This window comes from Bacillus cereus group sp. MYBK195-1 (genome assembly GCF_051916605.1).
GTDB lineage: Bacteria > Bacillota > Bacilli > Bacillales > Bacillaceae_G > Bacillus_A > Bacillus_A cereus.
Genome location: NZ_JBQAGZ010000003.1, coordinates 395,063 through 420,112 on the forward strand (window position 1 = coordinate 395,063; position 25,050 = coordinate 420,112).

Genomic DNA, 25,050 nt, shown 5'->3' on the forward strand with positions numbered 1-25,050 from the left:
GATATATTTTATTAATATCCGTTTTTTATAGGAGGAAATAGTTTGATTAACGCGATTGGTCTCGTTTTTATACTTACAAATAAACACGAGAAAAAAAAGAAAGTTTACTTAAATGAAAAATTTGCACTAATAGATATTATTGATTCTAAAGAAGTATTTGATGATGAAGGGAATCCTTTAGTAGAACTAACATGTAAATACAGTATATATTTAGATGAAAAATATTACTGTAAATCTCTCGATGATTATACCGGACAAGTCTTTCCTTTCTTAAGTGCAAAAATAGGAAAAGGTCTTCTAAGAAACTTAAACTACTACTTTTCTTACGTTGATGCCTATGATAAGAAACCACCAGTTAAAGAAATAAGACCACTTATGAAACAAGTAACTAACAGATAGCCAAAAATACCAAAAAAAGAAAGCATCTAACCCTGGATGTTTTCTTTTTTATTAAAAACTCATTAACTTTCATCCTCTTCTAAAAGTATGTATCCAAGCATATTTTAAATTAAAAACATTGGAGGATTAGAGTGAATGAAATACTCAGAAACAATTATAAGCAAACGACTTCGAATACTTAAAATGACGGGTATGTTTTTCATGCTAGTGTTAATAGCATGGATTGGCTATACAAAATTACTTTATGAAAACGGCTTTCTTCAAGAAAAAAAGAATTCAGTAGAAGTAATGAACACTAGCATTACAGGAGAAATAGAGCAGCTTTTTCATATAAACTTGCAAGGTTATCGAAAAACAAGCCTTGATGCTGTTATAGAAGCCAGTAAAACCGATCCAAGTGAACTATCCTTAATTGAACTAGTCAACAAATCCTGCTCGCGAGATTGCATAGGCGAACCAGTAACATATGTAAACTCAAATAATGGATATATCTTTTATAAGGAATCTAATGGAACTAATGTAGCTATAACGGTTAAAAAGAAAGACACATGGGTAATTGTAAAGAAATCTGTTCAAAATGGAATATAATCACCCCAAAAAAGAGTACGCATCGTACTCTTTTTTATTATTAATACCCTTCCTCTTCATGCCTACAATGGCATTTCGCTTTTGTTTTACAATGACATTTTTCACACTCACACTTCGGTTTCTCTTTGCAACAACACTCGTGAAAATCATTGCGCTTACATCTCCCAAACATTAAATCATCCCAAAATTTATTACAATCTTGAAAATGTCCACAATGACAAGTATTTCTCATAAATATGCTTCCTCCTTGATAGAATTCATCATATTCTATGTTTGAAAGTATACAAAGGCTTGTTTATTAGTCTATTTTCTCCATATTATAAGTAGAGTTAAAAGATTAAATAAAAATAAAAACCGTCACATGACGGCTCTTATTTTTATTTAGCAAACTACTCTTTTGTATAAAAATATTTAATTCCTTTCATATCTAACCAAGCAGTTGCTTTGTCCAGTTCGTTCCCTTGACGATAATCTGTTTCGAAATACACAAGCCCTTGGTTATCTCCACGAGATATTATTTTAGAAATATATCCAAGCTTATCCATCATTTGAATCATGTCAGAAATTAAATTTACACCAAATTCATAAGTAACTACTTTGTTATATTTATTCACTATAATTCCAACCCCTTCTTGTTTTTTTATCGGCTCAACAATTTGATTTGTAAACCAAGCTAACGGCTTATTTCCAATCAGCTTATTTAAATCACACTTGCCGATACCAGCCACATTGCCTGTCTCTGTGTATTGCCAAATATCACATGGATAGGCCGGTTTGTTACCACCATAACGAGGAATCCATACAAAATCACAATTGACATTTGCCATTCCAAATGGAGCATACATATGATGAGCAATATATAAACCGACTTTCTTAGCTCCTAATCTGCGTAATTCATCAATAAAAGCTTGTGCACCCGCTCTCATATCGTTCATTGTTCTTACTTCTACGTCAACTACCCAAACTGTTGCATTTTTATCACCACGGTTCCAAAAGTCTCTTGCTTCTATCCGTGCATCCTCTACTGAAATGAAACGACAGAACGCATAATTACCAAACGGAATATTCCTTGCTTTCATTGCTTGTACATAATTTTTATATAAAGGATCTACATAGTTTGAACCATCTTGCACACGTGCAATTACGAAATCTAATTGTGGTGCTGCGATATCCCAGTTAATGTCGCCATTCCATTTCGAAATATCTACAATATAACCCATTATTTAACATCTCCTTTTTCATTATTATATTCAAAGCTTGTTTTTTTGTTATTATCAACTAATAAATAGTATGAGAGGTATTATATTATTGGGTAATAATTTAAAATTCGGCTTATGTATTGAGAAAACAAAATATTATTACGGGTTTAATAAGTAAAGATTTACAAAACCCTAAACTATATAAAGTGAAACGATAATTAGTAGGAGGCTACGAGCAGTGTAATTCCCACCTAATTTCTTAGCTTCATCCGAATTTTGAGGTAAGAATTTTACTTCCCGCAAATAGCTTGATAAATAAAACCACCTTTCTGACAGGTGGTTTTGTGTACTAATTTACATATAAATTGTCCATATTTTTATAGTTACTTAATATACTTGTTAACTAAAAATAAGACAATTTTTAGTTTTTAATCAAACCAATTTTCGTTTTATCTCACGTACTCATAGTACCATTTACGTGCATCTAACCAAGCTGTAAATTTATCGATATTCCCGGACGGATAGCCATTCGTTATAGCATAACCAATGCCATCTTTTTGAACGACAATTTGTCCATCAATACCCGCATCAACCATAGCTTGAGCCAAAGCTTGTAAATTACTAAATGCTACACCACCAGTTTTTACTTTGAGCAAATTCGCTTCACCTCCTCCAGTTTGTCCTGTAAGAGCAAATACAATAGAATTAGCGATTTTATCAACATTCCATTTTGCCATGTCGGATTCATTATCAATAAATCCTAATTCAATAAGAATAGCCGGTGCCTTCGTTCCATTTAATACTGCTAAATCTGTACGTTGTTTCGCACCTCGATCACGCCATCCAATATCTTTTGCTAGTTGAGCTGAGATTTTAGCCGCCAAATCTTTCTGATCATAATATAAAACCTCAACACCCTGTCCATTTCCATCACTTGCATTAAGATGAAAAGAAATAACTAAATCCACAGCATGGGAATTGCTATTCCGAATGATATTATTTAAATTTTGTGATTGAGTTGCCCCTACCTCGTCCGTATCGTCATAAACCGTGTGTCCTAGGGCTCTTAACTTAGCCGCCACGGCATCTTTAACTTGCCTATCTAGAACGTGTTCTTTCCGATTCCCGAAATTAGCACCTTGAACAATACTATTGTGTCCTCCGTGCAAACTATATCTAGCCATTATTCATCAACATCTCCTTTCTTAATATCTTATTCAAAACTTGTCTTATTGCTATTCCCACTTACAATCTTAACTGTGCCCATACGTCCTACATTTTCTAAAAGTGACGCAATTTGTTTTCGATATAAAAAAGCTATCGCTTCATAAATCGAATGATTTATTCTCTAAATTACTTTTACATGAATGACGACACGAACAAAAAAGCATCACCCTTTCGGCGATGCCTAAAAACTCTATTTTACTTTTCAGCTCCCTAAATAAATAGAGTTTAAAATCACTGAAACTACACCTATATTTCCTCCCCTTCCTTCACAGCTTCTTTCAACCTCTGCAACATATACCCAATCCCTTTACACCCCTCTAGCGGATATGTAATCATTTCTTCTGGATATAGCTTTGTCACTACTTTTTTATGCTTCTTCCCTGCTAATAAGACGATTTCGTCAAACTGTAATAAACTTTTATCTACCATCTGTTTTTGTAATTGCTCTATACTTATTACCTCATCGCTTTTTGAATCAAATGCAAGATCATAGTTTTCTAATACAATATCACTTGGTCTTAAAAATCCATGTTTCGCTGATAATATAACCCAGTTTTCGAAAAACATAGTTGCGTACGCCTGACATGCTTTTCCGAACGGACTAATATATACATCTTTTGCTTCCATCGGTCCGTAGTCTGAATGTTTATCCCAAATTTTCTTTTTTCCACATGGAATTATACATAGCCTTTTCATATATATTTCTACTCCCTTTACTTTGGTAAATAAAATTCGTTATTTTGTACATTTTTCTCTCGAAATACTATATAATAATTCTGAAAGTTAAAATTACACATTTTACCATATACGTACTATAGATTACTCTCATTGCAAATATTATAATACCATAAAATTTTTTCATTTTTTCTTCAAAATAATAAAAGTAAATTATAATACTAGCATGTATTAATAAAGCAATAAAGGAGGTTCATAAAAATGAAAAATATTATCCCTGCACTATTAGTCTATTTTATCGTTTGCGTTATTTCCGTTATCATCCCAGCATCTGAAGGCTATAATTATGTCGGCTGGAAGTTATTTGTTGGGCAAGTGTATGCGATACCTATTTTCTTCATTACTACGATAATCACATTTTATATAAACAAGAAAAAATCTTACGAATAAACGATTATAAGGATAGCTAACGCTATCCTTATTTTAATTCGTTAATCAAAACTTTATATCCTTTCTTCTAAAAAGTTAAACGCAGTTCCTCCGAAATCCAGCTCTCTAATTTTGAAACAGATTCAATATTTTTTCAAAAATCCCCTGTAATTTACTTTTCAATACTTCCATATCATTAAGCATACACAATGCGACTGTTTAAAAATTAAAAATTTCTGCTTATTATAAATAAAAAAGGACAAGTAGCCAATCTGACTACTTGTCCTTACTGTTCATCTGTACGCAATACGATTAAGCTTGGAATGCTTCTGTTAATACTGGTACGATTTGTTTTTTACGAGATACAACACCTTTTAAAGTAGCTGTATTGTTTTCTAGTGATACGTTGTATGCTTTCTCAACAACGTTTGCTGCTTTACCGATCGCAAGACCGACAGAATCGTTAGTTAAGATATCAGTTACAACGAATAAGAATAGGTCTAAACCTTTTTCTTCTACTACTGCAGAAATTACTTTTTCAAGTTCCGCTTGGTGTACAAGAACGTCGTTTGTATCAACAGCGTTTACTTGTGCGATTTCAACTTTCGCATTACCCATTTGGAATTCTTTAGCATCAAGAGAGATTAATTGCTCCATTGTTTTTCCGCTTAAGTCAGCACCAGCTTTTAACATTTCTAAGCCGTAGTTATCTGCATCTACACCAGCGATTTCCGCTAATTCACGAGCAGCTGCTACGTCTTGTTCTGTGCAAGTTGGAGATTTGAATAGTAAAGAATCTGAAATGATTGCAGATAACATTAAACCTGCAATTTCTTTACGAATTGTTACGCCATTTTCTTTGTACATTTTGTTTAAGATTGTAGCTGTACAGCCAACTGGCTCACAACGATAGTATATAGGATCGCTTGTTTCAAAGTTAGCAATACGGTGATGGTCAATAACTTCTAACACACGAACTGATTCGATATCGTTAGCACTTTGTTGACGCTCGTTATGGTCAACTAAAATAACGTTGTCCACTTCGCTTGCTACTGTCTCAACAAAACGCGGTCCATCTACTTTAAAATAGTCTAACGCAAATTGAGTTTCACCGCTGATTTCGCCTAAACGTACAGGCTCAGCATTCATTCCTAATTCTTTTTTCAATTCTGCATAAGCAATTGCAGAACAAATTGCATCTGTATCTGGGTTTTTATGCCCGAAAACTAGTACTTTTTCCATGTTTTCCACCTCTTCATGAAAAGGATATCTTAAAGAAGCAAATATGACAATATTTAAAGCATATTTTTTTATAAATAATTGCACTTTCTTCTATATTTTTCATCATTTTCATAAAAAAAATCATCTAAAATGAATTAGATGATCGAAATGTATGTTTCAATTAAAATAGTGTAGGAGCTTGCACTACATTGTTAAAAGCGAAATTTGAGGATAAGCCATTATTCAAAAGGTTTACATCTATAACTTGATAAAACGCATTTCCAGTGTCTGCAATTTCCCAAACAGCTAAAATAAGATGGTATCCACTACGGTCAGTTGGTACATTCGCTTCGTGCGTTACTGTTGTTCCTGGTCTAGCTCCACCGTCATTTTTCACATAGAATGGCACTAAATCTAAATCTGATCGCGTCAAAGGTTTATTGGGATTCCAACCTTTTTTCGTAATATAGTATTTCCACTCTTTCGTACTATGAGGAGCCGTTAGTTTCCACTTGAATGTATTCGTCCCGCCATTTAACGTAACTTTCTTCCACCTATCTACAGTTTGAACATCTAAAGCGGGAAAATGACCAGCCCCTGCAATTTGTCCATCAGAAGGTCCTAGTTGCGGAAATCCACCTATTCCTTCTACGCTTTGAGGTTCATATTGAATCGGTCCACAATTTACATTTACCCCTTGCTTACATAAATAAGATCGGCTCGCTGGTGATTCTACATATCCATGAGCTGAAGCCTTTTCTGAAAATCCAAATGTTAATAATCCCGTAAGTAATACGCCACCACTTAAAATAACTTTCTTCATCTTTTGTAAACTATTCTTTTTCATTCTTTCATCCCCTTCCCATAATAAAGCGAAAATAACTATAGTTGGCTAGTCATCTTCTCTACATTTATTATAAGACGAGAATCATTACTAAAAGAACCCTCTAAAAACTTTCTCAAATTCATTTAGTGCGTTAATTAGATTATAATTAACTATTTTAACACCGCCAGAAAAATATAGACGGTGTTAAAAATAGTCGTTTATTATTCACTTACTAATAATTAAGCACTCTCCCCGTTTGATTATACCTTAAATGTTTTTATAATAAATAACCGTAGCATCTAACTTTCCATTCGGAGAAATTGCATACCCTGGTATTGTTCCAACTTCTTGGTAGTCTAGTGATTTGTACAATTTATTGGAAGGATCTCCTTCTCTAGTATCTAATACTAAAAGAGACCTGTTTTCTTGCTTTGCTCGTTCCTCTGCTTTTTGCATAAGCGCTCGTCCAATACCGTTACGTCTAAAGTTTGGATGAGTCATTAATTTACAAATCTCAGCTCTATGAATTCCGTTAGGCTTTGTAACTAACTGTAATTGAATACTCCCTGCTACTTCGTTGTTTATTTTAGCCACATACAATATCACTTCTGGCGCTAATACTGTTTGCCAATACTTTGTTGCATCTTTTTGTTCCAGTGGAGGCAAAAAACCAATTGATGCCCCATCATTTACAACCATTTTCAAAAGTTTCGAAAGTTCTTCTATATCATTTTCTAGTTTCTTAATTTCTTCAATTACTAAATTTCGCATTACTTTTCCCCCTTTTGTTTCATTGTAACAATTTTTAAAGAAGGAATAATGAAATAATAAGAGGAATTTATAGTAAGATATGATTTTTTGTGAAAGGATAACGATATGAAATATATATTAGATAGAACATACGCAAAAGAATTACTCGAATGGGCATATGAACAAAACCCGGGCCCTTGGTTTGAACATTCACTACATGTTGCTCATGCAACTGAAAACATAATTATAGAACTTATAAAAAAAGGGTACAAGCTAGATGCTGACATAGCATATAACGCTGCCCTTTTGCATGATATCGGAAGATACAAAGGTTTTACCAAATCGGTCATTCATTCCTATGATGGTTATATGTATATGAATGATTTAGGGTATACAGGAAACGCTGTTATTTGTGTGACACACTCATTCCCATGCAAAAATGAACATATAGATATCGCAGCGGAATGGAGTCTCGTTCCTGACCATATGAGAAGCCGGTTAGTTGAAATATTAAATGAACATTGTAACTACGATTTATACAATAAAGTAATTACTCTTTGTGACGCTCTTGCTGATGCGGATGGCTTTACTACGCTGGAAAGAAGATTAATTTCTGTTGGTTTGCGTCATGGTACAACATCTCATACATCTTTACATTGGAAAGGGTTTTATGCGATTAAGAAAGAATTAGAAGCTTTAATCGGTAAGAGTATATACACAGTTCTTCCTGATGTAGAAAAATCTATTTATGAAGATATAGAATATTAAATTGAAAACGATAAAAATTTGTATGTATGTTTCTAAACAGAAAAACAAAACAAAAGCCATTGATTATATGAAACAATTGAAGCTTTTTACAAAACCTTAAAACTAAATAAATAGTTGTTATTTCTCATTCCTACTAAATTTAAAATTCTCCCATTATTGTATAACCATAAATTGAACCCATCCTAGATAATTTTTATACTCAAATTTAATTTCACATAAAAAACGTTTTAAACATAAAGTTTAAAACGTTTTTTTATTCAATGCTTTTGATTTTTCAGTTCTGTTAAACACTCTTGCACTAAAGTTACCGCTTGACTCATCGCAGCTCCGCCAGCAAATGCTGCTGAAACACCACATGCTTCCAGAATCTCTTTATCCGAACATCCTTGATCAAGACAACCTTTTGTATGATAAATTGTACAATACTCATCTTGCGTTGCTAAACTAATTCCTAATGCAATAAGTTGCTTTTCTCTTTTTGTTAAAGCACCCTCTTGAAAACAAGCTTGCGTGAACGCATTATATGTCTCAGCGATTTCAGGAATTTGATTTGTAAAACTACCTATACCTTCTTTATAATGATGTAGAATATCATTTATCGAACTATGTTGCTCATGTTCCATCTTATTCCCTCCAGTCATATTATCCATACTTATTGTAGTATGTGATAATATGGAGGTAATATACCTTCTTTTAAATTAAAAATTTTCAGTTAATTTAAGTTATAATTTTAAATTATCATCTACAATAACTTTTTCTCTAGAACTTTTTCTTTCAACCTCTTTACTTCTTTCTTCCCAAAATGTTAATCCTTCAATCCCCACATTTTTAGGATTAAATACTGGATCTTTCCCTTCTTTTTTCTGCGTTTCATAATCTTTTAACACTTTTAATGCGGTTTTACTTAAAAGTAAGATTGCGATTAAGTTTAACCATGCCATACTACCGATTCCTAAATCTCCAAGATTCCATAAAAGCGACGCTGATTCAACGCTACCGATGTAAACCATAATTAAAAATCCAAATTTTAAAACTGGTTTTAACCAGCCATACTTCAGTTGACGATCTAAATAAGTAAGTGTTGTTTCAGCGATATAGTAGTAAGCGAGTAACGTTGTAAATGCAAAAAAGAAAATCGCAATTGAAATAAATATTGGACCAAACCCTGTTATCACAGTTTCAACTGCTTGTTGTGTATAAATTGGACCAGCTTCCACATTTCCTATGTTTTGTACAATGGTGGTTTTCCCTTCAGGTATAACATTGTACATACCTGTTATTAAAATCATAAGAGCTGTCGCTGTACATACGACAATTGTATCGATATATACGGAAAACGCTTGAACTAATCCTTGTTTTGCGGGATGCGATACTTCAGCAGCCGCCGAACTATACGTCGCTTCTCCGACACCAGCAACGTTTGAAAATACAGCGCGTTTTACGCCCCATGCAATAGCTGCACCAACAATTCCACCAAACATTTCATTTACACCAAATGCGCTAGAGAAAATTAAAGCAAACATACTTGGAATCTCCGTTACATTCGCAATTAATATGATACATGTAACAATTACATAACCAATTGCCATAAATGGAACAAGCATTTGAGAAACGCCAGCAATTCTCTTTACACCACCAAAAATAATTGCTGCTAGTAACAAGACTAAAAATATACCAGTTATATATTTGCTAATACCATTAGAGTTTTCAAATCCAACTGCGATACTACTAGATTGAATACCTGGTAATAAAACGCCATATGAAAGTGTTACAACTACTGCTACAATGACTGCAAACCATTTCATTTTCAAACCTTTCTCAATGAAATATGGAGTACCGCCGCGATATTCATTCCCTATTTTACTTTTGTATACTTGAGATAATGTTGATTCTACAAACGCGCTCGCTGCCCCTAACAAAGCCATTACCCACATCCAAAATACAGCTCCAGGACCGCCGAAAGCAATTGCTGTCGCTACCCCTGCAATATTACCAATTCCAACTCTTCCTGATAAGGCTAAACAAAATGCCTGAAAAGATGATATTCCCGTCTCTGAACTCTTTCCTTCAAATAATAGTTTAATCATCTCTTTAAAATAACGGATTTGCAAAAAGCGTGTTGCAATCGTGAAATATACGCCTGCCCCTAATGCAAAAACAACTAAACCGATACTCCACACTTGCCCTACTAACCATTCTACTAAATTCTCCATCCAAATCCCCCTTATCATTCTTTTGAAAAGCAATTTTGTATATAAAAAAAACGGACAACTATTATCAAACTTTCTAGTTGTCCGCATCTTTCATTATTTCATCCCTCAATTTTTATCAGTAAAACGCCCTATTACTTTATATTTACCCAAACACTTTTCACTTCTGTATAATTATCAAGCGCATATGAACCTAATTCGCGGCCAATACCAGATTGTTTATATCCACCAAATGGTGCAGCTGCATTTTCTAAGTTATAATCATTAATCCATACTGTTCCTGCTTTTAATTTATTTGCCACTTGATGACCCGTTTTGATATTTTGCGTCCATACACCCGCAGCAAGGCCATAGGATGAGTTGTTCGCTCGTTCAATTACTTCTTCTGTCGAATCAAATGGCAGAACAACAACAACTGGTCCAAATATTTCTTCCTTAACGATTGTCATATCGTCTGTAACGTCTGTGAATACAGTTGGCTTAACGAAATAACCCTTTTCAAGTGCACGTTCACCACCAGCCGCAACTGTAGCGCCTTCTTTCTTCCCTTGCTCAATGTAATTTAACACACGCTCTTGTTGTTTCTTAGATACGAGTGGACCCATTTCCGTTTCTTTCTCCATACCTGCTCCAAGTTTTACGTTGTTCGCCATTTTCACAAGTGCATCTACTACAGTTTCATAATGTTTACGATGAACAAACACACGTGATCCTGCGCTACAATTTTGACCGTGATTATACATAATACCTTGGAATGCACCATTAATCGCTTCTTCCAAGTCCGCATCTTCTAAAATGATATTTGGTGATTTTCCGCCAAGCTCTAACGTTACATGCTTAATCATTTCTGCAGACTGACGCATAATGTACTTTCCTGTAACAGTAGATCCTGTAAAAGCAACTTTATCAATGTCGTGATGATTTACAATTGCAGCCCCTGCTTCAGGACCAAAGCCTGGTACAAAGTTTACAACGCCGTTTGGAAATCCAGCCTCTTTAAAGAGTTTCGCTGCATATAGTAAAGATAAAGGCGTTTGCTCTGCTGGCTTTAATACAATCGTACAACCTGTCGCCAGTGCAGCTCCCATTTTCCAAGAAGACATAACAAGCGGAAAATTCCACGGAATAATTTGTCCTACAACACCAACAGGTTCATGTCTCGTATAATTTAAGTAATCTTTTGAAATCGGGATTGTTTGCCCAATAATTTTTGTAGTCCATCCTGCGTAATAACGATAATTTTCTACAGTCGCTGAAATATCATCATCAAGTGCTACTTGGTATGGCTTTCCATTATCTAAAGCTTCTAGTTGCGCTAATTCTTCTCTATGTTCTTCAATTAAATCTGCTAATTTATAAATAAGATGCGCTCTTTCAGCAGTAGTCATTTCTGCCCACGGGCCAGATTCAAATGCAGATCTTGCCGCTTTTACTGCAGCATCAATATCCTCTTCTTGCGCTTCACATACGACAGCTAGAACATCTTCTGTTGCTGGATTGTACGTTTCAAACGTCTTTCCGCCAATAGCAGAAACAAATTCGCCATTAATAAACATTTTAATTTCTTCATTTAAAAACGCTTCCACTTTTGGTTTCAGCTCAATATTTGTCTTTAACATTATGTCCTCCTCCTTATTTAAACAGCTGCATGAGCTGCAATATTTGATAAAATCGTTTGAAGCTTTTGATCTTCTTCTACAGTTAACCCTAGTCTTGGATAGCGAGAAGGTCCTCCCGCTTGCCCATGTAATTCCATAGAACGTTTAACGATTTGAACATATTTCCCTGATCCTTCAAGAAACTCGCAAAGTGGTAAAATAGCATCGTTTATTTCCCACGCCTTTTCTAATTCACCATTTTGAAAATGCTCATACATTTTTGTAACGAGACCGGGAACGATATTTCCTGCTACTGAAACCCATCCCGAGGCACCAACTAAATATGATTCCATAACTAAATCTTCAGAACCACAGAAGACTTGGAAAGCCCCTTCACTTTGTCTTACTAAATCTCTCGCTTTTCGAATATCTCCGCTAGATTCTTTAATATGTGTAACATTTTCACACTCTTTTCCAATACGGAGCATTAGCTCTGTACTCATATCAACACCAGAAGTAAATGGATTATTGTATAACATAATTGGTATATTTACAGAGTTTGAGATTTCTTTAAAATGAAAATAAATCTCCTCTTCCTTCGGTTTACAATAGTAAGAGTTTATAATTAATGCACAATCCGCTCCGTGTGCTTCTGCATGCTTCGTATATTCAATTGTTTCTTTCGTCGTTTCCGCAGCAGTTCCAACAATAACTGGAATACGGCCATCAATTTCTTTCAAAACGGTTTCTACCATTTTAAATCGCTCTTCTTTTAATAAACTTACAAACTCTCCTGTACTTCCATTAATGATGATACCTGCAACGTTTTGTTCGATAAAGTAATTTACATTTTGCTTTACCCCATCCCAATTAATTTCCTGAAATTCATCCATCGGTGTTATTAATACTGGGAATGCCCCTTTAATTTTTTGCATATTTATCTCTCCTTATCACATTTTATTTTAATAAGAAACCTGCCGGAAATGGATCCGTAGGGTCTAATAGAAACGTCTGCATCCCTGTAATAAATCCTCTACTTTCAAAACGGAAAATGTATCCTAGTTCCTCCTTCTTCACTTTTTCCACAGTTATAAAACTATTAAATATACTTTCATTTTTAAAAGGTTTATCCGCCATATAATCATTTTTAAATAACGCATGAACATAGGATACAATAGTAGAAACAAAACCTGGCGAACGTACGATAAAGTTATCTTCATGAAATGTAATCGATTTTATATGGTTCTTTTCTTTTTGCGAAGGATCTACTAAAATAAGCCTTTTTATTAGCGACTGTTTTTGTATAGCCTGCAGTGTAGCTTCTCCCCATCTTTTCAATTCAGAAATGTTTTCCATGCGAATTTCTGGCGAATACGCACCTTTTTCTACAACTGCATATACTTTATCTGCTTGTATAAGAGAATAACTTACATTACCAACCTGTAAATTTTTCTCAATCATATAGCATAGTTTGCTTTCAAACGAAACCGATATAACTTCATCATTCTCTACATACGCATGAACTAAAAATATTCCACATAACGTTTCAATTTTGTATTGATTGGACTCTCTCTTTTTTAAATACCTACTTTCGAGTAACATCGTTATTACTGCAACAATGCCTCCATAATGAAGCGGAACCGAACCTTCATGATTAAAAAATAATACAGCTGCATCCACTTCATTATAGATAGATGGAACGACAATACACCCATTCAAACCGATAAAACCACGTGGTTCATTTAATAAAAGCTTCATCTCTTCTGCTAATTCACCTGAAAATTGTTCATTTAATTGCTCCAAACTGTAGTAGTATTTGCATGGTACGTCTTTCATTACACGAAATGCCTCGCCATTTACATGTACGTCTACTGCTGTATACATTTTTTGAATGTTCATTTTATATCCTCCGTTTCATGTTCCATCGGCGGAATTAGCAAAAATCCTTCTTTAAGTGGATCCATTTCATTGTAAAAAAATCTATGCATACCCATAAGCCAAGCTGATCCCGTAATTTTCGTTATGACAGCTTCAATATTTTCAACATGTGTCGTATTCATGACATATCCTTTAAATAAAGAACCAACGATACTCTCATGAATGAACTCTTCACCAATCTCGATTTCTTTCTGAGCGTATAATACAGCTAGCTTCGCAGATGTTCCTGTACCGCATGGAGATCGATCTATTCCGCCTGGTGGTACAACAACTGTATTTTTCACATGCGCACATTCATGAGTAGGATCTGTATAAAATTCAACATGTGTTAATCCTCTTATAAACGAATACTCTGGATGAGTGATTTCAAACTTCTCATTAATTGTGTTCCTTATATGAATCGCCTTATCGATGATTGTAGATGCATTTTCTGGTACTAATTCTAGACCTACTGATTTCGCATCAATAATGGCATAAAAATTCCCTCCATAGGCAATATCAGCCTCTATAGTTCCAATGTCTTTCACTTGTACAGTAATATTTTTCAATAAAAAAGCTGGTATGTTACAGAAAGATACTTCTTTTGCTTTTCCATCTTGAACAGCAATATCTACTTCAACTAAGCCAGCCGGTGTATCTAGTTTTAAAGAAGTAATCGGTTCAACTACCGGAATTAAACCTGATTCAACTAACGCTGTACATACACCGATTGTATCGTGACCACACATCGGTAAATATCCACCTGTCTCTATGTATATAACACCTATATCAGCCTCAGGATGACACGGGTCTGTTAATAATGCTCCTGACATTACATCATGACCACGCGGTTCATTCATTAACAATTTTCGAATCCAATCATACTCCTTTTTCATATGTAACATCTTCTCTGCTATCGTCTCTCCAATCAACTTTGGAAGTCCACTAATTAATGTCCTCGTTGGATTCCCACCTGTGTGTGTATCAATCGTCGTAAAGACTCTTTGTGACCTCATCCGTTTAACACCCTTTCTGTAAAACGACTCAAACGAAGTGGTTCAATAGGAATAATTGTCTCTTTTTCATTTAATAACTCTTCAATTACTTTTCCAGTAACTGCTGCAAGACTAATCCCATCACCTTCATGTCCAGCGGCAATGAAATAATTCGGAATATGTTCCACTCGTGAAATAATCGGTAAATGATCTTCTGTCCACGGACGTAAACCAGCGTAAGAACGAATTACCATCATATCTGCCATTTTCGGATAAAAGCGAATTGCTCTATTTGCGATACATTTAATGACTTCATTATTTATCCTCGTATGAAATCCTACAAATTCACGACTACTACCAATTAAGAAATTTTGACTTTCAGTAGGCTCAAATACGAGCGCAACCCCGTATTTTTCAGTTAAAGCATCCACTTTTCGTTTTCCGCCAAATTTAGAAATTAAATAACCGAATTCCATTACTTTACGGCATCCTACGTGTTGTTGCCTTGAAGCTACAATAATATGCCCTTTTCTCGGTTCAATTGGTATATTTATATTTAACATCTGACCAATCTTAGGAGCCCACACACCGGCTGCATTTACAACTTGTTGTGCTGTAAAAGTTCCATTCGTAGTTTCTACAACAAATGAACCATCCGTCTCTATTTCCATACTCTTTACTTCCGTCTGCTTAAAAGCTTTTGCGCCAAACTTTTGTGCCTCTGACAGAAGCGAGAAAGCAAGGAGATATGGATTCACAGTTGAATCCGTCGCACATTCTAAACCGCCTAATAAATCATCAGCAAAAAAAGGCGACTCTTCCCTTATATCTTGCCTATCAAGCATTCGAAACGGTAATCCAGCTTCTTTTTGCCGATTTACCCATTGCTGCGCAGCTTCCATCTCTTCGTCTGACTCACATACGAGAATACTTCCTGGTGCCCTATATTCAAATGAATGCTCTAATTCTTCACTTAAATCAGTTACTAATTTTTGACTTACTAAAGACATTTGACTATCAAATCCCGGGTCTTTATCAATGGCCAAAATATTCCCATCACACCGTGAAGACGTCCCGCTGACAAATTCCCCTTTTTCAATGATTGTTACGTCTCTTCCGTATTTTGAAGTGTAATAAGCGATAGAACACCCTATTATTCCACCACCTATAATTAAAACGTCGCAGTGCCTCACAATATACTCCTCCTTTCCTAGCCCTCTCACTTTCTTTTTATGCAATTGACGTGCCAATTCTGTACATATACAATTTTTATAAATAATATTTTTATTTGTAAAAATATTTTAAATTCATAGTAAATAGGTGTATTATTTTTTTATCACTGTCAAAATTTTTATACATAACAGGAGGACATTATGGAATTCTCATTTCCGACTATACAAGAATTTTTGGAAAGCGTTTTAATCAATCATACATGTAGCCTTGATCCCATTAAGAAAATAAACGAAAGGTTTTATTACCTCCCTTCTACTACAGAAGAATATAATTGCGCAATTATTTATGTAGATGACTCATTCACTGCATTAATTGACGCTTTTTCTTATGAATTAGCTGTTATCATCCTTAACGAAAACGATGAGCCGATATGCTGTATAACTTCTCAACAAATGATTCCATTTCTTTATAAGTCCTACAATGAACTACAGTCATTTTATGACACTGTAATACAAACAACTGACTCTTCTGTTACAGTAATTGATAGTAAAGAATGCGTTCGAACTTGGACAGATGGTGCTGAAAAAATATTTTCAGTCAACCATAATGAGATTATTGGGCAACCGATTACTCGTTTTTTTGATTATAAAGACTTGGAAATTTTACAATCTTTACATGATGGAAAAAGCATAGTCGCTCAGTTCCATCAGCCTCGTCCCGATTTATTCGTATTAATTAATTCAAATCCAGTTTATTGTAATGATGAAATTATAGGAGCAGTCGTTTCAGAAACAGATGTTACAAATCAAGTCGCTTTAAATGAAAAACTATTTAATATGTCACATGAAATGCACCGTTTAGAACAAGAAGTGGCAAAGTATAAAGATGAATCCGATCCATTCCTTGCGATGAATGGAAAAAGTCCTGTTATACAAAGAACGATACAATTAGCTAGAAAAGTTTGTTCGGTGAAATCAACTGTTTTAATACTTGGGGAAAGCGGAGTTGGAAAAGAAGTATTTGCGAAAGCAATTCATGAAGCAAGTGAAGCAGCGAAGGCGCCTTTCATTTCGATTAACTGCGGGGCAATTCCAGAAGCATTATTTGAAAGTGAATTATTCGGTTACGAGCGTGGGGCGTTTTCTGGAGCAAATAGTAAAGGAAAAAAAGGTAAAATTGAACTCGCGCAAGGCGGTACTTTATTTCTTGATGAAATAGGTGAAATGCCACTTGATATGCAAGTAAAACTGTTACGTGTACTGCAAGAGCGAAAGTATTACCGAGTTGGTGGTGAAAAAGAAATTAATATTGATTTCCGTATTATCGCTGCTACAAATCGTGATTTACAAGAAGAAATGAGAAAAGGAACTTTCCGAGAAGATTTATATTACCGCTTAAATGTAGTTAGCTTGCAGATTCCACCGTTGCGCGAAAGACGCGAGGATATTATTGAATTAACCTATTCTTTCTTAAACGATTTTTCAATCAACTATAACAGACCAATTCGTGACTTACCTTCAAGCATTATGCATGAACTGCTTCATTACAATTGGCCAGGTAATATTCGCGAACTTCGAAACGTTGTTGAACGGCTTGTGGTATTCGCAACAGACGGAATTATAAAACAAGAATATTTACCATTTCATACGACTGAAACTTTAGACAACCATACAGCCCATTCCCTATTACTCAGCAACAATAATACAATCCTTTCTTTACAAGAAGAGATGGATGAGCATGAGAAAAAAGTTATCGAAAAGGCTTTACGAATTTTAAATGGGAATAAATTAGAATGCGCAAAACAACTTGGTGTAACAAGGGCTACTTTATATAACCGTTTAAAGAAACTTGGACTTCAATAAAGAAGCAGTATGCACCGATCAGGCATTTACAGATAGCCCTCTCCTCCTCTATATTGGCATGATTTTTGCATATGTAATTTGTGAAAACCGAACTAGAGGAGGAATACACATGACAAATAAAAACAACTTAATCGTTTGTCGTTGTGAAGAGGTTACATATGGGCAACTTCAATCGACAATTGCTGAATATAAATGCTCGGCAAGAGAATTAAAACTAAGAACACGTGCTGGCATGGGATTTTGCGGTGGTCGCACATGCAGAATAATGATAGATCGAATGATTGAAAATGCGAATCCTGACGTAACTCTTAATGAACTACCGTTAAAATATCAACCACCAATACGTGCAGTTACTTTTGGATCGGTAGGTGAAAGTAAATGAGTAGAATTACACATCACCCTATTTTAGGCACTTTACAAAGTAGTAAGCGTATTACCTTTCAATTTAACGGTCATCAATACGAAGCATATGAACATGAAACGATAGCTGCTGCCCTGTTAGCAAATGGAATACGGACATTAAGAGTTCATGAAGATAGCGGAACACCGCGAGGTATTTATTGTAATATCGGGCACTGTTCCGAATGCCGCATGACAGTAAATAATCAAACAAATGTACGCGCATGCTTAACTGTTGTAGAAGAAAACATGGTTGTTGAAAGCGGGAAACAGCATCCGAATATCGTGAGAGAGATGGTGAAAAAACGATGAGTGATGTAATTATTATTGGTGCAGGGCCAGCGGGATTATCTGCTTCTATTTCTTGTGCTCGTTTCGGACTAAAAGTGCTCGTTATTGATGAATTTATGAAGCCAGGCGGGAGATTGTTAGGACAGTTGCATCAAGAGCCTACTGGAGAATGGTGGAACGGAATAAAAGAATCGAAGCGACTTCATGAAGAAGCAGAATCACTTTCAGTACATATCAGGTGCGGTGTTTCGGTCTATAATTTAGATAGAGATGAAAACAATTGGTTTGTACATACTAATATCGGTACGTTAGAAGCACCTTTCGTACTACTTGCTACTGGAGCTGCGGAATATTCTATTCCCCTTCCTGGCTGGACACTTCCAGGAGTGATGTCAATTGGAGCAGCTCAAGTTATGACAAATGTTCATCGCGTGCAAGTTGGAAAAAAAGGAATTATTATTGGTGCTAACATTTTGTCTTTCGCCATTTTAAGTGAATTGCAATTAGCGGGAATTACAGTGGATCATATTGTACTCCCTGAGAAAAGCGAGTTAAGTCAAAAAGCTGGTGAACCTGAAGAAGTTTTAAACTCTCTTTTAAATGCAGCTCACCTCGCTCCTTCTGCTTTCTTGCGAATAGGTAGCCACTTTATGAAATTTGATTGGATTCGAAAAGCTGGATTAACATTCTATCCAAACAACGGAATGAAAATAAACGGAACGCCACTTCACCTTCGGAAAGCAGCTCTTGAAATTATCGGAACAGATCAAGTTGAAGGTGTACGTATTGCTAATATTGACTCTAAAGGAAATGTTATTAATGGATCAGAGAAAATATATGAAGCAGATTTTGTTTGTATTGCCGGAGGATTATACCCACTTGCCGAACTTGCAGCTGTAGCTGGTTGTCCCTTCCATTACATTTCAGAATTAGGCGGACACGTTCCTCTCCATTCCGAAACAATGGAAACCCCTCTTCCTGGTTTATTTGTAGCCGGCAATATTACAGGCATTGAAAGCGGAAAAATTGCGATGGCGCAAGGAACAGTTGCAGGTCTATCTATTGCTAAATATGCAAGCAAAAAACGTGATATAGTCGACCAACAATTATCTCACGCCATTCAAAACGTTCACTTTGTTCGTCAGAAAGCTGCAATTCAGTTTAATCCGATGGTAGATATCGGTAGACGAAAGATGAATGAAATTTGGCGTGATTACTCATCTACATATGCACATACTAAAAAGAGCTGCTGAGATTATTCTCAACAGCTCTCTTCTCTACTCATCTGAGTTATTAATTTTCGCTAATGCGTAAATGCCTTCTTCATCATCTAATTCAAGTTGTAATCTCGCTGCGAATGGATTGACATTATATTCTCTGTCAAGCAATAAGCGTAAAGCTTCGATTAAGTTTGCTTGAATTAAAATTTGCTGGCGACCATTTACCTCTACTTCCGCAGAGAAACCGTAGTCGTCATCATACATGAGTTCAACTAATACTTCTTCTGGACCCACTTGTCTTTTTTCAGCGATATATATACAAAGCGCATTTATAAGCTCTTGTTCAGAAATTTTTATTGTTTCCATGCTACTTCATCTGCCTTCTTCTTACGTTGGTCTTTGAAGTATTTAAATGCACGAACTGCTAACATTACGATACCAGCCATTACTAACATATTTACCATAAACGCTAATACAGAACCAAGAGCTCCCATATTTGCAAATAAGCTACCCATTAGTAAACCACCAAGACCACCTAGTAATAAACCTTTCATAAAGCTTCCTTTATTACTTTTTGGTGCCGTGTTTGTTGCTTTCGTTTTTGAATCTGGAGTCGTTTTTTGAGAATTTACATTTGAGTCTTTTTTGTTTAAATCAACTTTTGACTTTTGACCTGAACTTGGTGTAAATGATTTTTTACCAGATTTGTAACTTTTCGCTGCTGCATGATCTACGAACATAAAGCTACTAGCCCCAAAGATAACCATGAATGCTGTCATTACTGCTACAAGTTTTTTCAACATATTATATCCATTCTCCTTTTATATAGATATATGTGAAATCTATCTTTCTAGTAAATTCAGAATGATAGATTTGTTTTTAAGAACATTTTAAAGGTTCTTATGAACTTATTATATGAACTTTTGTCGAAATATGCAAGTATTATTTACTTTCAACAGTTTGGTCACAAAGGAAAAATTAAGCAAAACAGAATTGACTTTAAATGAAACAAAACATATTATAAGTTCATAAGAACTTTTTATTATTTTGGAGGTGAAAAGATGGAAACATTTCATCTCACACGAAACGAAATGGCTACCCTTCTTCTATCACTAAGAGGATGGAATACGAAAAAGCCTCTCGGTATTTTACAAGAAGCTTGGGCAAAGTCACATAAAAAAGATATTGAAAGCGGACAAAGCGTTACAGCTTTTATTACTACCGCACTTTCACCTATTTTTGAAAAGCTGATTAAAATTGACGATACTGATGTCGGTTTTTCTTTAAATGAAATAGTTGCGCTTGGCAATCAGATTGAAAACACAAGTTTCTCTGTAACTGCTATGCAAAACTGGGTGAAACGAGATATAAAAGAAATGATTGGCTCTCCTCAAAAAGGGAAAAAATATTCAATTGAACAAGCAGCCTTACTATTTATTGTCGAAGATTTAAAAACAGCACTTGATTTTGAATCCATTCGTAAGCTATTACGCCTTATTGTAAATGATCCAGCTGATCGAAGTGATGATTTAATCAATCCTGTTCATTTATATGTAGCATACTCTTCTCTATTTGAAGAACTCAATCAAGGAAATTGCTTACAATTAAATGCAACAGATACCGTTCATACAATTGAAAACATCGTAAAAGAAAAAGCTGATAAAATCGCAAGTAAGTTCGATCAAATTAATAACGAACAACGCGAAGCAATTCGTAACGCTATTATTATTGCGACCCTTTCTGTACATACCGCTTATGTACAAATGTTAGCAAAGCGTTACGTAACAGCAACTTTATTTTTACAGAACTTAGATGTGAAGCCTTAAAAAAACAAGCATCCCCCCGTCATATACCTAGGACAGGGGGATGCTTGTTTTCAATCAATATAAAATACAAAAATCATTTTACATCTAAGTTTCATTATAAAATAACTCTTGATTATGTATTATGTAAAAATCATTACTAACCTAACATTCAACAATGTTCATTTCTTTCTATTAAATTCCTATCAGATTTTCTCGATAAACTTAATTACTTCATCTTTATAATTATATTTGTCATTAATTTCTTGTAATAATTCAATATCATGCGTATGAGTTTTTCCTGTCTCTAACAGCTCACGATATAAATCAATGTAAGGAAGATTTTTATTCATGGCATTTTTATATTCCTTTTCTACATCGTAAAAAACCTTTTTAAACCTCACATCAGTAATCCCTGCCTCATCAATTTCAAGAATTGCATACTGAGCACGCAAGTCAGAATTTAGCTTATTCCACTTGTAAAAAGGTTGTCCAACTGTTCCTGGGTTAATAATTAATTGATCATTGCTACTATAGCGCAACAATTGATGGTGGGTATGAGCGTAAATCGCAATATCATAATCACGATCAAATAGCCGATCAAACTGTTCCTGATTATTAGTGGGCCACAAATCTCCTCCGTAATTTTTATTTTGTAGATTATGACTAATACTGATTGATAAATCATTAACCTGTTTTGTTATATGTAATGGTAAATTTTTAACATGCTTAATATAATTTTCATCCAGGTTTTCACATTGATACTGAACTAATCTAGAAACATAAATATCAGTTGCGTTATCAATATCAATATTTTTATTAAGAACGTCAAGAAAACTATCTTCCCAGTTTCCTTGTACATAAGTATCAACGTTAATGCTTTCTAATATTTCAAACAAATCATTCGATCCAGGACCAGGCATAATTAAATCTCCTAAAAACCAATAATCAGTCACACCTTCTTTCATAGAATCTTCGATAACTGCTTTTAAAGCAGTTGCATTTCCATGTACATCTGCCAGTACAGCAATTTTATGTTTCATGTATTTTATTCCCTCCTCTAAATTTACGTTTCCATCTCATTCATTTTTTATTTTCGAACCAAATCAAATTGAATAGGCATATTCTTTTTTAGGCAAATTTACTATCTCTTGAATGAAATTTGATTTCTCTAAAATGTCCTCTAACTGCCCCTCACTATGGACGTAAATACCACCTGCATATGAACTGTACGCCTTTTTCTCAGTTATTATCGCTAAATTGTTATTTTCCTTTTTAAAATCACCCTCCACTCCTTTTTGAAATGATAAACTTTTAGTTGTTGAAACATAAAGTTGAATTAAAGATACTATTTCAACATCATCTGATTTTGCAAAGCACTGTATTTCATTTAAAAATCATTTCATCTTGTAACGGAAGAAAGTCTTCTACTTCTAACTTCTCTCCTTTATGAAAGAAGTTTTGAAGTTCAGGAGTATAGAACGAAAGATTTTTCTCCTCTATCATTTTAAAAATTGTTTGCAGCAATATATCTTTTCCTATCACAAACGGATGGCCAAATCCATTATTGTAAAGCCCTTCTTTCATTTTCATTAATTGTTCGATGAAGGGGATTCCCGATTCTTCAATAACAAGTTTACCGTCAATTAAACGCATGTTAGCAATCAATCCTTCTATCTGTAAACCTTCTAATTCAAGCGATGAGTAATATAAATCTCTATTCCAAAAATCTAATTGATCCATTCCTAATGAATTAAATAAGAGCTCATCTATAATTGGAAAAACTCCATCTTCTGTTAAAGCTTTCGTTACATCATCTAATAATCTAGGTGTTTGATTTAAAATCGTACGTATTTCTTCGTCCTCTTGAATGATTCGTACCGTCCACTCACTATGATTTTCACCCGATATTTGCTGAAAAAAATGTGAATATGGCCCATGTCCAACATCGTGTAGAAGGGCTACAGTAGATACTAGCTTTCGTTCATATTTCGATAAATGTATGTCACCAATCTCAGTAAGATGTTCTATCACTTTATTTACTAGTGCATATACACCTATCGAATGTTCTTCTCTTGTATGTATTGCGTTCTCATGTAAAAAATAAGTATGTCCTTGTTGTTTAATATACGCCAACCTTTGAAATGCTTTTGTATCTATCAATCGAAGGATATCTCTATCACGAATAGAGATTGGTCCATAAATCGGATCTGTAATATACATACGTTCTCCTCCTATTTTTGTAAATGAAAGGCCCATACCATTATACTTAATTTTCAGTCTATTATCATTGATATATGAGAAATTTTTAATAATCTTTTCATTAACCCTTCATGAAAACGTGGCTTATATACTTTACTATAATACTTATGAGAGACATAAAAAAGTTGAAATAGCAATCCCCTATGCAAATAAGGTATAATCTACACATGGTGAACCTTTTATGTGATTAAATAAAAGGTTCTTATACTCAAAAATTCATAAACTAGAAGGTGCAACAATGTTAAGTAGTTTTATTCATTCAGTATTAACGTTTTTTGAAGGATTAGGTTATTGGGGCATTATGCTTGGACTTATGATTGAGATTATCCCAAGTGAAATTGTCCTTGCTTATGCAGGATACTTAGTATTCAATGGAAGTATCTCATTTATAGGCGCAGTTGTATTCGGTACAATTGGCGGTGTTATTGCCCAAATCTTTATTTATTGGCTTGGACGATACGGCGGACGCCCTATATTAGAACGTTATGGAAAATATATTTTCATACATAAAAAACAAATAGATGCTGCAGAAGATTGGTTTAATCGTTACGGAACTGGCGTCATTTTTACAGCACGCTTCATTCCAGTAGTGCGTCATGCGATTTCAATTCCTGCTGGTATTACAAAAATGCCATTACTACGTTTCACTACATTAACAGCACTTGCGATTATCCCTTGGTCTATTATTTTCATTTATTTAGGTGAAAAACTAGGTGAAAATTGGGAGAATATTAACGATATTGCTGGTCCGTATGTGAAATCATTCGCAATTGGTGGCGTCGTACTTATACTTTTATACTTCGTTATAAAAAAATGGACAAAAAAGCGTAAAAATCTTACTTAAGAATATAACAAAAACCGCTATAAATTCATTTGGAGTTATAGCGGTTTTTTATTTATATTAATCTTCAAGAATTATATAACACCTTTCCATCTACATTTACATGGATAAGCAACCATTCAATCATTTCTTTCGTATATTATCTTAAAAAGGAGTGATTCCTCTATGCATTGGCAGCAAAAAATACCATACTTAATCGGACGCCCTATCGGTATTTCCTTCATAAATGGGCAAGGAACTTCTGGTGTATTATGTTCAGCGCACGATGGTCAATTATATGTGTATGAATACCTTTATCAAGCCCAGTTCACAATGAAACATTATGATTATAGACAGGTTCAAGATATACATGCATTCCCAAATTGTCCTCACCAAAATCCTCTATACTAAAAAAATCG

General features: G+C 34.6%; 28 protein-coding genes and 1 pseudogene. 11 read left to right on the forward strand and 18 right to left on the reverse strand.

Going from position 1 to position 25,050, the window contains the following annotated elements; all coding sequences use genetic code 11:
- Window positions 1-42: 42 nt before the first annotated feature.
- Both ACTFRY_RS17815 and ACTFRY_RS17820 read left to right on the forward strand, forming a co-directional pair.
- Window positions 43-399 carry a hypothetical protein gene (locus ACTFRY_RS17815; RefSeq protein WP_000606231.1) on the forward strand — a complete coding sequence of 119 codons (357 nt, stop codon included), beginning with the start codon at window positions 43-45 and terminating at the stop codon, window positions 397-399.
- Window positions 400-534: 135 nt separating this feature from the next.
- Window positions 535-987: a hypothetical protein gene (locus ACTFRY_RS17820; protein WP_000877574.1), complete on the forward strand. Its 453-nt coding sequence runs from the start codon at window positions 535-537 to the stop codon at window positions 985-987.
- Here the strand turns inward: ACTFRY_RS17820 and ACTFRY_RS17825 are convergent, their stop codons facing one another.
- The 4 genes from ACTFRY_RS17825 to ACTFRY_RS17840 form a co-directional block, all read right to left on the reverse strand.
- The gene (locus ACTFRY_RS17825; protein WP_001999954.1) at window positions 988-1,155 is read right to left on the reverse strand and encodes a hypothetical protein; all 168 of its coding nucleotides are present in this window, start codon (window positions 1,153-1,155) and stop codon (window positions 988-990) included.
- Between the two features lie 221 nt (window positions 1,156-1,376).
- Window positions 1,377-2,207: a GH25 family lysozyme gene (locus tag ACTFRY_RS17830; protein WP_044797626.1), complete on the reverse strand. Its 831-nt coding sequence runs from the start codon at window positions 2,205-2,207 to the stop codon at window positions 1,377-1,379.
- A gap of 428 nt (window positions 2,208-2,635) precedes the next feature.
- Window positions 2,636-3,370 carry an N-acetylmuramoyl-L-alanine amidase gene (locus tag ACTFRY_RS17835; RefSeq protein ID WP_000135281.1) on the reverse strand — a complete coding sequence of 245 codons (735 nt, stop codon included), beginning with the start codon at window positions 3,368-3,370 and terminating at the stop codon, window positions 2,636-2,638.
- Between the two features lie 289 nt (window positions 3,371-3,659).
- Complete coding sequence (locus ACTFRY_RS17840; RefSeq protein ID WP_000824872.1) at window positions 3,660-4,109, reverse strand: DUF6884 domain-containing protein; 450 nt, start codon at window positions 4,107-4,109, stop codon at window positions 3,660-3,662.
- Window positions 4,110-4,349: 240 nt separating this feature from the next.
- On the opposite strand from ACTFRY_RS17840, the gene ACTFRY_RS17845 reads away from it, so the two are divergent.
- Window positions 4,350-4,538, forward strand: a complete 189-nt coding sequence (locus ACTFRY_RS17845) for a DUF4017 family protein (protein WP_000789486.1) — start codon at window positions 4,350-4,352, stop codon at window positions 4,536-4,538.
- A gap of 291 nt (window positions 4,539-4,829) precedes the next feature.
- On the opposite strand, the gene ppaC is transcribed toward ACTFRY_RS17845, so the two are convergent.
- The 3 genes from ppaC to ACTFRY_RS17860 all read right to left on the reverse strand — a co-directional run bounded on the left by ppaC (window position 4,830) and on the right by ACTFRY_RS17860 (window position 7,335).
- Window positions 4,830-5,759: a manganese-dependent inorganic pyrophosphatase gene (gene ppaC, locus ACTFRY_RS17850; RefSeq protein ID WP_440032363.1), complete on the reverse strand. Its 930-nt coding sequence runs from the start codon at window positions 5,757-5,759 to the stop codon at window positions 4,830-4,832.
- Between the two features lie 160 nt (window positions 5,760-5,919).
- Window positions 5,920-6,585 carry a lytic polysaccharide monooxygenase gene (locus ACTFRY_RS17855; protein ID WP_000742279.1) on the reverse strand — a complete coding sequence of 222 codons (666 nt, stop codon included), beginning with the start codon at window positions 6,583-6,585 and terminating at the stop codon, window positions 5,920-5,922.
- A 246-nt stretch (window positions 6,586-6,831) separates the two neighbouring features.
- Window positions 6,832-7,335, reverse strand: coding sequence for a GNAT family N-acetyltransferase (locus ACTFRY_RS17860; RefSeq protein WP_001245249.1), 504 nt, complete (start codon window positions 7,333-7,335; stop codon window positions 6,832-6,834).
- 105 nt (window positions 7,336-7,440) lie between these two features.
- On the opposite strand from ACTFRY_RS17860, the gene ACTFRY_RS17865 reads away from it, so the two are divergent.
- Window positions 7,441-8,082 carry an HD domain-containing protein gene (locus tag ACTFRY_RS17865; protein WP_000874109.1) on the forward strand — a complete coding sequence of 214 codons (642 nt, stop codon included), beginning with the start codon at window positions 7,441-7,443 and terminating at the stop codon, window positions 8,080-8,082.
- A gap of 257 nt (window positions 8,083-8,339) precedes the next feature.
- Here the strand turns inward: ACTFRY_RS17865 and ACTFRY_RS17870 are convergent, their stop codons facing one another.
- From ACTFRY_RS17870 to ACTFRY_RS17900, 7 genes are all read right to left on the reverse strand, one after another.
- A complete protein-coding gene (locus tag ACTFRY_RS17870) occupies window positions 8,340-8,732 on the reverse strand; it encodes a carboxymuconolactone decarboxylase family protein (RefSeq protein ID WP_001999958.1) in 393 nt (130 codons plus the stop codon).
- A gap of 72 nt (window positions 8,733-8,804) precedes the next feature.
- The gene (locus tag ACTFRY_RS17875) at window positions 8,805-10,295 is read right to left on the reverse strand and encodes an alanine/glycine:cation symporter family protein (protein ID WP_000429511.1); all 1,491 of its coding nucleotides are present in this window, start codon (window positions 10,293-10,295) and stop codon (window positions 8,805-8,807) included.
- Window positions 10,296-10,426: 131 nt separating this feature from the next.
- Window positions 10,427-11,911, reverse strand: coding sequence for an aldehyde dehydrogenase family protein (locus ACTFRY_RS17880; protein WP_000920976.1), 1,485 nt, complete (start codon window positions 11,909-11,911; stop codon window positions 10,427-10,429).
- Between the two features lie 17 nt (window positions 11,912-11,928).
- Window positions 11,929-12,825, reverse strand: coding sequence for a 4-hydroxy-tetrahydrodipicolinate synthase (gene dapA, locus ACTFRY_RS17885; RefSeq protein WP_001169457.1), 897 nt, complete (start codon window positions 12,823-12,825; stop codon window positions 11,929-11,931).
- 22 nt (window positions 12,826-12,847) lie between these two features.
- On the reverse strand, window positions 12,848-13,789 hold the full coding sequence (locus ACTFRY_RS17890; RefSeq protein ID WP_001025573.1) for a proline racemase family protein: 942 nt from the start codon (window positions 13,787-13,789) through the stop codon (window positions 12,848-12,850).
- A complete protein-coding gene (locus ACTFRY_RS17895; protein WP_001257519.1) occupies window positions 13,786-14,823 on the reverse strand; it encodes a proline racemase family protein in 1,038 nt (345 codons plus the stop codon). Before ACTFRY_RS17895 ends, ACTFRY_RS17890 begins: the two co-directional genes overlap by 4 nt.
- Window positions 14,820-15,995 carry an NAD(P)/FAD-dependent oxidoreductase gene (locus ACTFRY_RS17900; RefSeq protein ID WP_016118066.1) on the reverse strand — a complete coding sequence of 392 codons (1,176 nt, stop codon included), beginning with the start codon at window positions 15,993-15,995 and terminating at the stop codon, window positions 14,820-14,822. The genes ACTFRY_RS17895 and ACTFRY_RS17900 overlap by 4 nt, the downstream gene beginning before the upstream one ends.
- A gap of 180 nt (window positions 15,996-16,175) precedes the next feature.
- Here ACTFRY_RS17900 and ACTFRY_RS17905 point away from each other — a divergent pair, with 180 nt between their 5' ends.
- The 4 genes from ACTFRY_RS17905 to ACTFRY_RS17920 all read left to right on the forward strand — a co-directional run bounded on the left by ACTFRY_RS17905 (window position 16,176) and on the right by ACTFRY_RS17920 (window position 19,780).
- Entirely contained in the window at window positions 16,176-17,837 is a 1,662-nt protein-coding gene (locus ACTFRY_RS17905) for a sigma-54 interaction domain-containing protein (protein WP_098616649.1), read from the forward strand.
- 109 nt (window positions 17,838-17,946) lie between these two features.
- Window positions 17,947-18,219, forward strand: a complete 273-nt coding sequence (locus ACTFRY_RS17910) for a (2Fe-2S)-binding protein (protein WP_086392499.1) — start codon at window positions 17,947-17,949, stop codon at window positions 18,217-18,219.
- The gene (locus ACTFRY_RS17915; RefSeq protein WP_000087074.1) at window positions 18,216-18,548 is read left to right on the forward strand and encodes a (2Fe-2S)-binding protein; all 333 of its coding nucleotides are present in this window, start codon (window positions 18,216-18,218) and stop codon (window positions 18,546-18,548) included. Before ACTFRY_RS17910 ends, ACTFRY_RS17915 begins: the two co-directional genes overlap by 4 nt.
- Complete coding sequence (locus ACTFRY_RS17920; RefSeq protein ID WP_016118067.1) at window positions 18,545-19,780, forward strand: NAD(P)/FAD-dependent oxidoreductase; 1,236 nt, start codon at window positions 18,545-18,547, stop codon at window positions 19,778-19,780. Before ACTFRY_RS17915 ends, ACTFRY_RS17920 begins: the two co-directional genes overlap by 4 nt.
- A 24-nt stretch (window positions 19,781-19,804) precedes the next feature.
- Here the strand turns inward: ACTFRY_RS17920 and ACTFRY_RS17925 are convergent, their stop codons facing one another.
- Both ACTFRY_RS17925 and ACTFRY_RS17930 read right to left on the reverse strand, forming a co-directional pair.
- The gene (locus tag ACTFRY_RS17925; protein ID WP_000447748.1) at window positions 19,805-20,113 is read right to left on the reverse strand and encodes a YxcD family protein; all 309 of its coding nucleotides are present in this window, start codon (window positions 20,111-20,113) and stop codon (window positions 19,805-19,807) included.
- Window positions 20,101-20,550, reverse strand: a complete 450-nt coding sequence (locus ACTFRY_RS17930; protein WP_000914478.1) for a hypothetical protein — start codon at window positions 20,548-20,550, stop codon at window positions 20,101-20,103. Before ACTFRY_RS17930 ends, ACTFRY_RS17925 begins: the two co-directional genes overlap by 13 nt.
- Window positions 20,551-20,808: 258 nt before the next feature.
- On the opposite strand from ACTFRY_RS17930, the gene ACTFRY_RS17935 reads away from it, so the two are divergent.
- Window positions 20,809-21,573 (forward strand): DUF1836 domain-containing protein, encoded by a 765-nt coding sequence (locus ACTFRY_RS17935; protein ID WP_000447231.1) that lies wholly within the window; start codon window positions 20,809-20,811, stop codon window positions 21,571-21,573.
- A gap of 182 nt (window positions 21,574-21,755) precedes the next feature.
- On the opposite strand, the gene ACTFRY_RS17940 is transcribed toward ACTFRY_RS17935, so the two are convergent.
- Both ACTFRY_RS17940 and ACTFRY_RS17945 read right to left on the reverse strand, forming a co-directional pair.
- Complete coding sequence (locus tag ACTFRY_RS17940; protein WP_000680867.1) at window positions 21,756-22,592, reverse strand: metallophosphoesterase family protein; 837 nt, start codon at window positions 22,590-22,592, stop codon at window positions 21,756-21,758.
- 63 nt (window positions 22,593-22,655) lie between these two features.
- Window positions 22,656-23,772 (reverse strand): annotated as a pseudogene (locus ACTFRY_RS17945) (HD domain-containing protein).
- Between the two features lie 277 nt (window positions 23,773-24,049).
- On the opposite strand from ACTFRY_RS17945, the gene ACTFRY_RS17950 reads away from it, so the two are divergent.
- Together ACTFRY_RS17950 and ACTFRY_RS17955 are read left to right on the forward strand one after the other, a co-directional pair.
- On the forward strand, window positions 24,050-24,655 hold the full coding sequence (locus ACTFRY_RS17950; RefSeq protein WP_000952914.1) for a DedA family protein: 606 nt from the start codon (window positions 24,050-24,052) through the stop codon (window positions 24,653-24,655).
- Window positions 24,656-24,817: 162 nt separating this feature from the next.
- The gene (locus ACTFRY_RS17955; protein WP_016118070.1) at window positions 24,818-25,042 is read left to right on the forward strand and encodes a hypothetical protein; all 225 of its coding nucleotides are present in this window, start codon (window positions 24,818-24,820) and stop codon (window positions 25,040-25,042) included.
- Window positions 25,043-25,050: the final 8 nt, after the last annotated feature.

Bases quoted from the DNA above. Each gene is read 5' to 3' on its own strand.
- ACTFRY_RS17820 (WP_000877574.1), top strand. From the start codon at position 535: ATGAAATACTCAGAAACAATTATAAGCAAACGACTTCGAATACTTAAA.
- ACTFRY_RS17830 (WP_044797626.1), bottom strand. From the start codon at position 2,207: ATGGGTTATATTGTAGATATTTCGAAATGGAATGGCGACATTAACTGG.
- ACTFRY_RS17835 (WP_000135281.1), bottom strand. From the start codon at position 3,370: ATGGCTAGATATAGTTTGCACGGAGGACACAATAGTATTGTTCAAGGT.
- ACTFRY_RS17840 (WP_000824872.1), bottom strand. From the start codon at position 4,109: ATGAAAAGGCTATGTATAATTCCATGTGGAAAAAAGAAAATTTGGGAT.
- ACTFRY_RS17845 (WP_000789486.1), top strand. From the start codon at position 4,350: ATGAAAAATATTATCCCTGCACTATTAGTCTATTTTATCGTTTGCGTT.
- ppaC (WP_440032363.1), bottom strand. From the start codon at position 5,759: ATGGAAAAAGTACTAGTTTTCGGGCATAAAAACCCAGATACAGATGCA.
- ACTFRY_RS17855 (WP_000742279.1), bottom strand. From the start codon at position 6,585: ATGAAAAAGAATAGTTTACAAAAGATGAAGAAAGTTATTTTAAGTGGT.
- ACTFRY_RS17860 (WP_001245249.1), bottom strand. From the start codon at position 7,335: ATGCGAAATTTAGTAATTGAAGAAATTAAGAAACTAGAAAATGATATA.
- ACTFRY_RS17865 (WP_000874109.1), top strand. From the start codon at position 7,441: ATGAAATATATATTAGATAGAACATACGCAAAAGAATTACTCGAATGG.
- ACTFRY_RS17870 (WP_001999958.1), bottom strand. From the start codon at position 8,732: ATGGATAATATGACTGGAGGGAATAAGATGGAACATGAGCAACATAGT.
- ACTFRY_RS17875 (WP_000429511.1), bottom strand. From the start codon at position 10,295: ATGGAGAATTTAGTAGAATGGTTAGTAGGGCAAGTGTGGAGTATCGGT.
- ACTFRY_RS17880 (WP_000920976.1), bottom strand. From the start codon at position 11,911: ATGTTAAAGACAAATATTGAGCTGAAACCAAAAGTGGAAGCGTTTTTA.
- dapA (WP_001169457.1), bottom strand. From the start codon at position 12,825: ATGCAAAAAATTAAAGGGGCATTCCCAGTATTAATAACACCGATGGAT.
- ACTFRY_RS17890 (WP_001025573.1), bottom strand. From the start codon at position 13,789: ATGAACATTCAAAAAATGTATACAGCAGTAGACGTACATGTAAATGGC.
- ACTFRY_RS17895 (WP_001257519.1), bottom strand. From the start codon at position 14,823: ATGAGGTCACAAAGAGTCTTTACGACGATTGATACACACACAGGTGGG.
- ACTFRY_RS17905 (WP_098616649.1), top strand. From the start codon at position 16,176: ATGGAATTCTCATTTCCGACTATACAAGAATTTTTGGAAAGCGTTTTA.
- ACTFRY_RS17910 (WP_086392499.1), top strand. From the start codon at position 17,947: ATGACAAATAAAAACAACTTAATCGTTTGTCGTTGTGAAGAGGTTACA.
- ACTFRY_RS17915 (WP_000087074.1), top strand. From the start codon at position 18,216: ATGAGTAGAATTACACATCACCCTATTTTAGGCACTTTACAAAGTAGT.
- ACTFRY_RS17920 (WP_016118067.1), top strand. From the start codon at position 18,545: ATGAGTGATGTAATTATTATTGGTGCAGGGCCAGCGGGATTATCTGCT.
- ACTFRY_RS17925 (WP_000447748.1), bottom strand. From the start codon at position 20,113: ATGGAAACAATAAAAATTTCTGAACAAGAGCTTATAAATGCGCTTTGT.
- ACTFRY_RS17930 (WP_000914478.1), bottom strand. From the start codon at position 20,550: ATGTTGAAAAAACTTGTAGCAGTAATGACAGCATTCATGGTTATCTTT.
- ACTFRY_RS17935 (WP_000447231.1), top strand. From the start codon at position 20,809: ATGGAAACATTTCATCTCACACGAAACGAAATGGCTACCCTTCTTCTA.
- ACTFRY_RS17940 (WP_000680867.1), bottom strand. From the start codon at position 22,592: ATGAAACATAAAATTGCTGTACTGGCAGATGTACATGGAAATGCAACT.
- ACTFRY_RS17950 (WP_000952914.1), top strand. From the start codon at position 24,050: ATGTTAAGTAGTTTTATTCATTCAGTATTAACGTTTTTTGAAGGATTA.
- ACTFRY_RS17955 (WP_016118070.1), top strand. From the start codon at position 24,818: ATGCATTGGCAGCAAAAAATACCATACTTAATCGGACGCCCTATCGGT.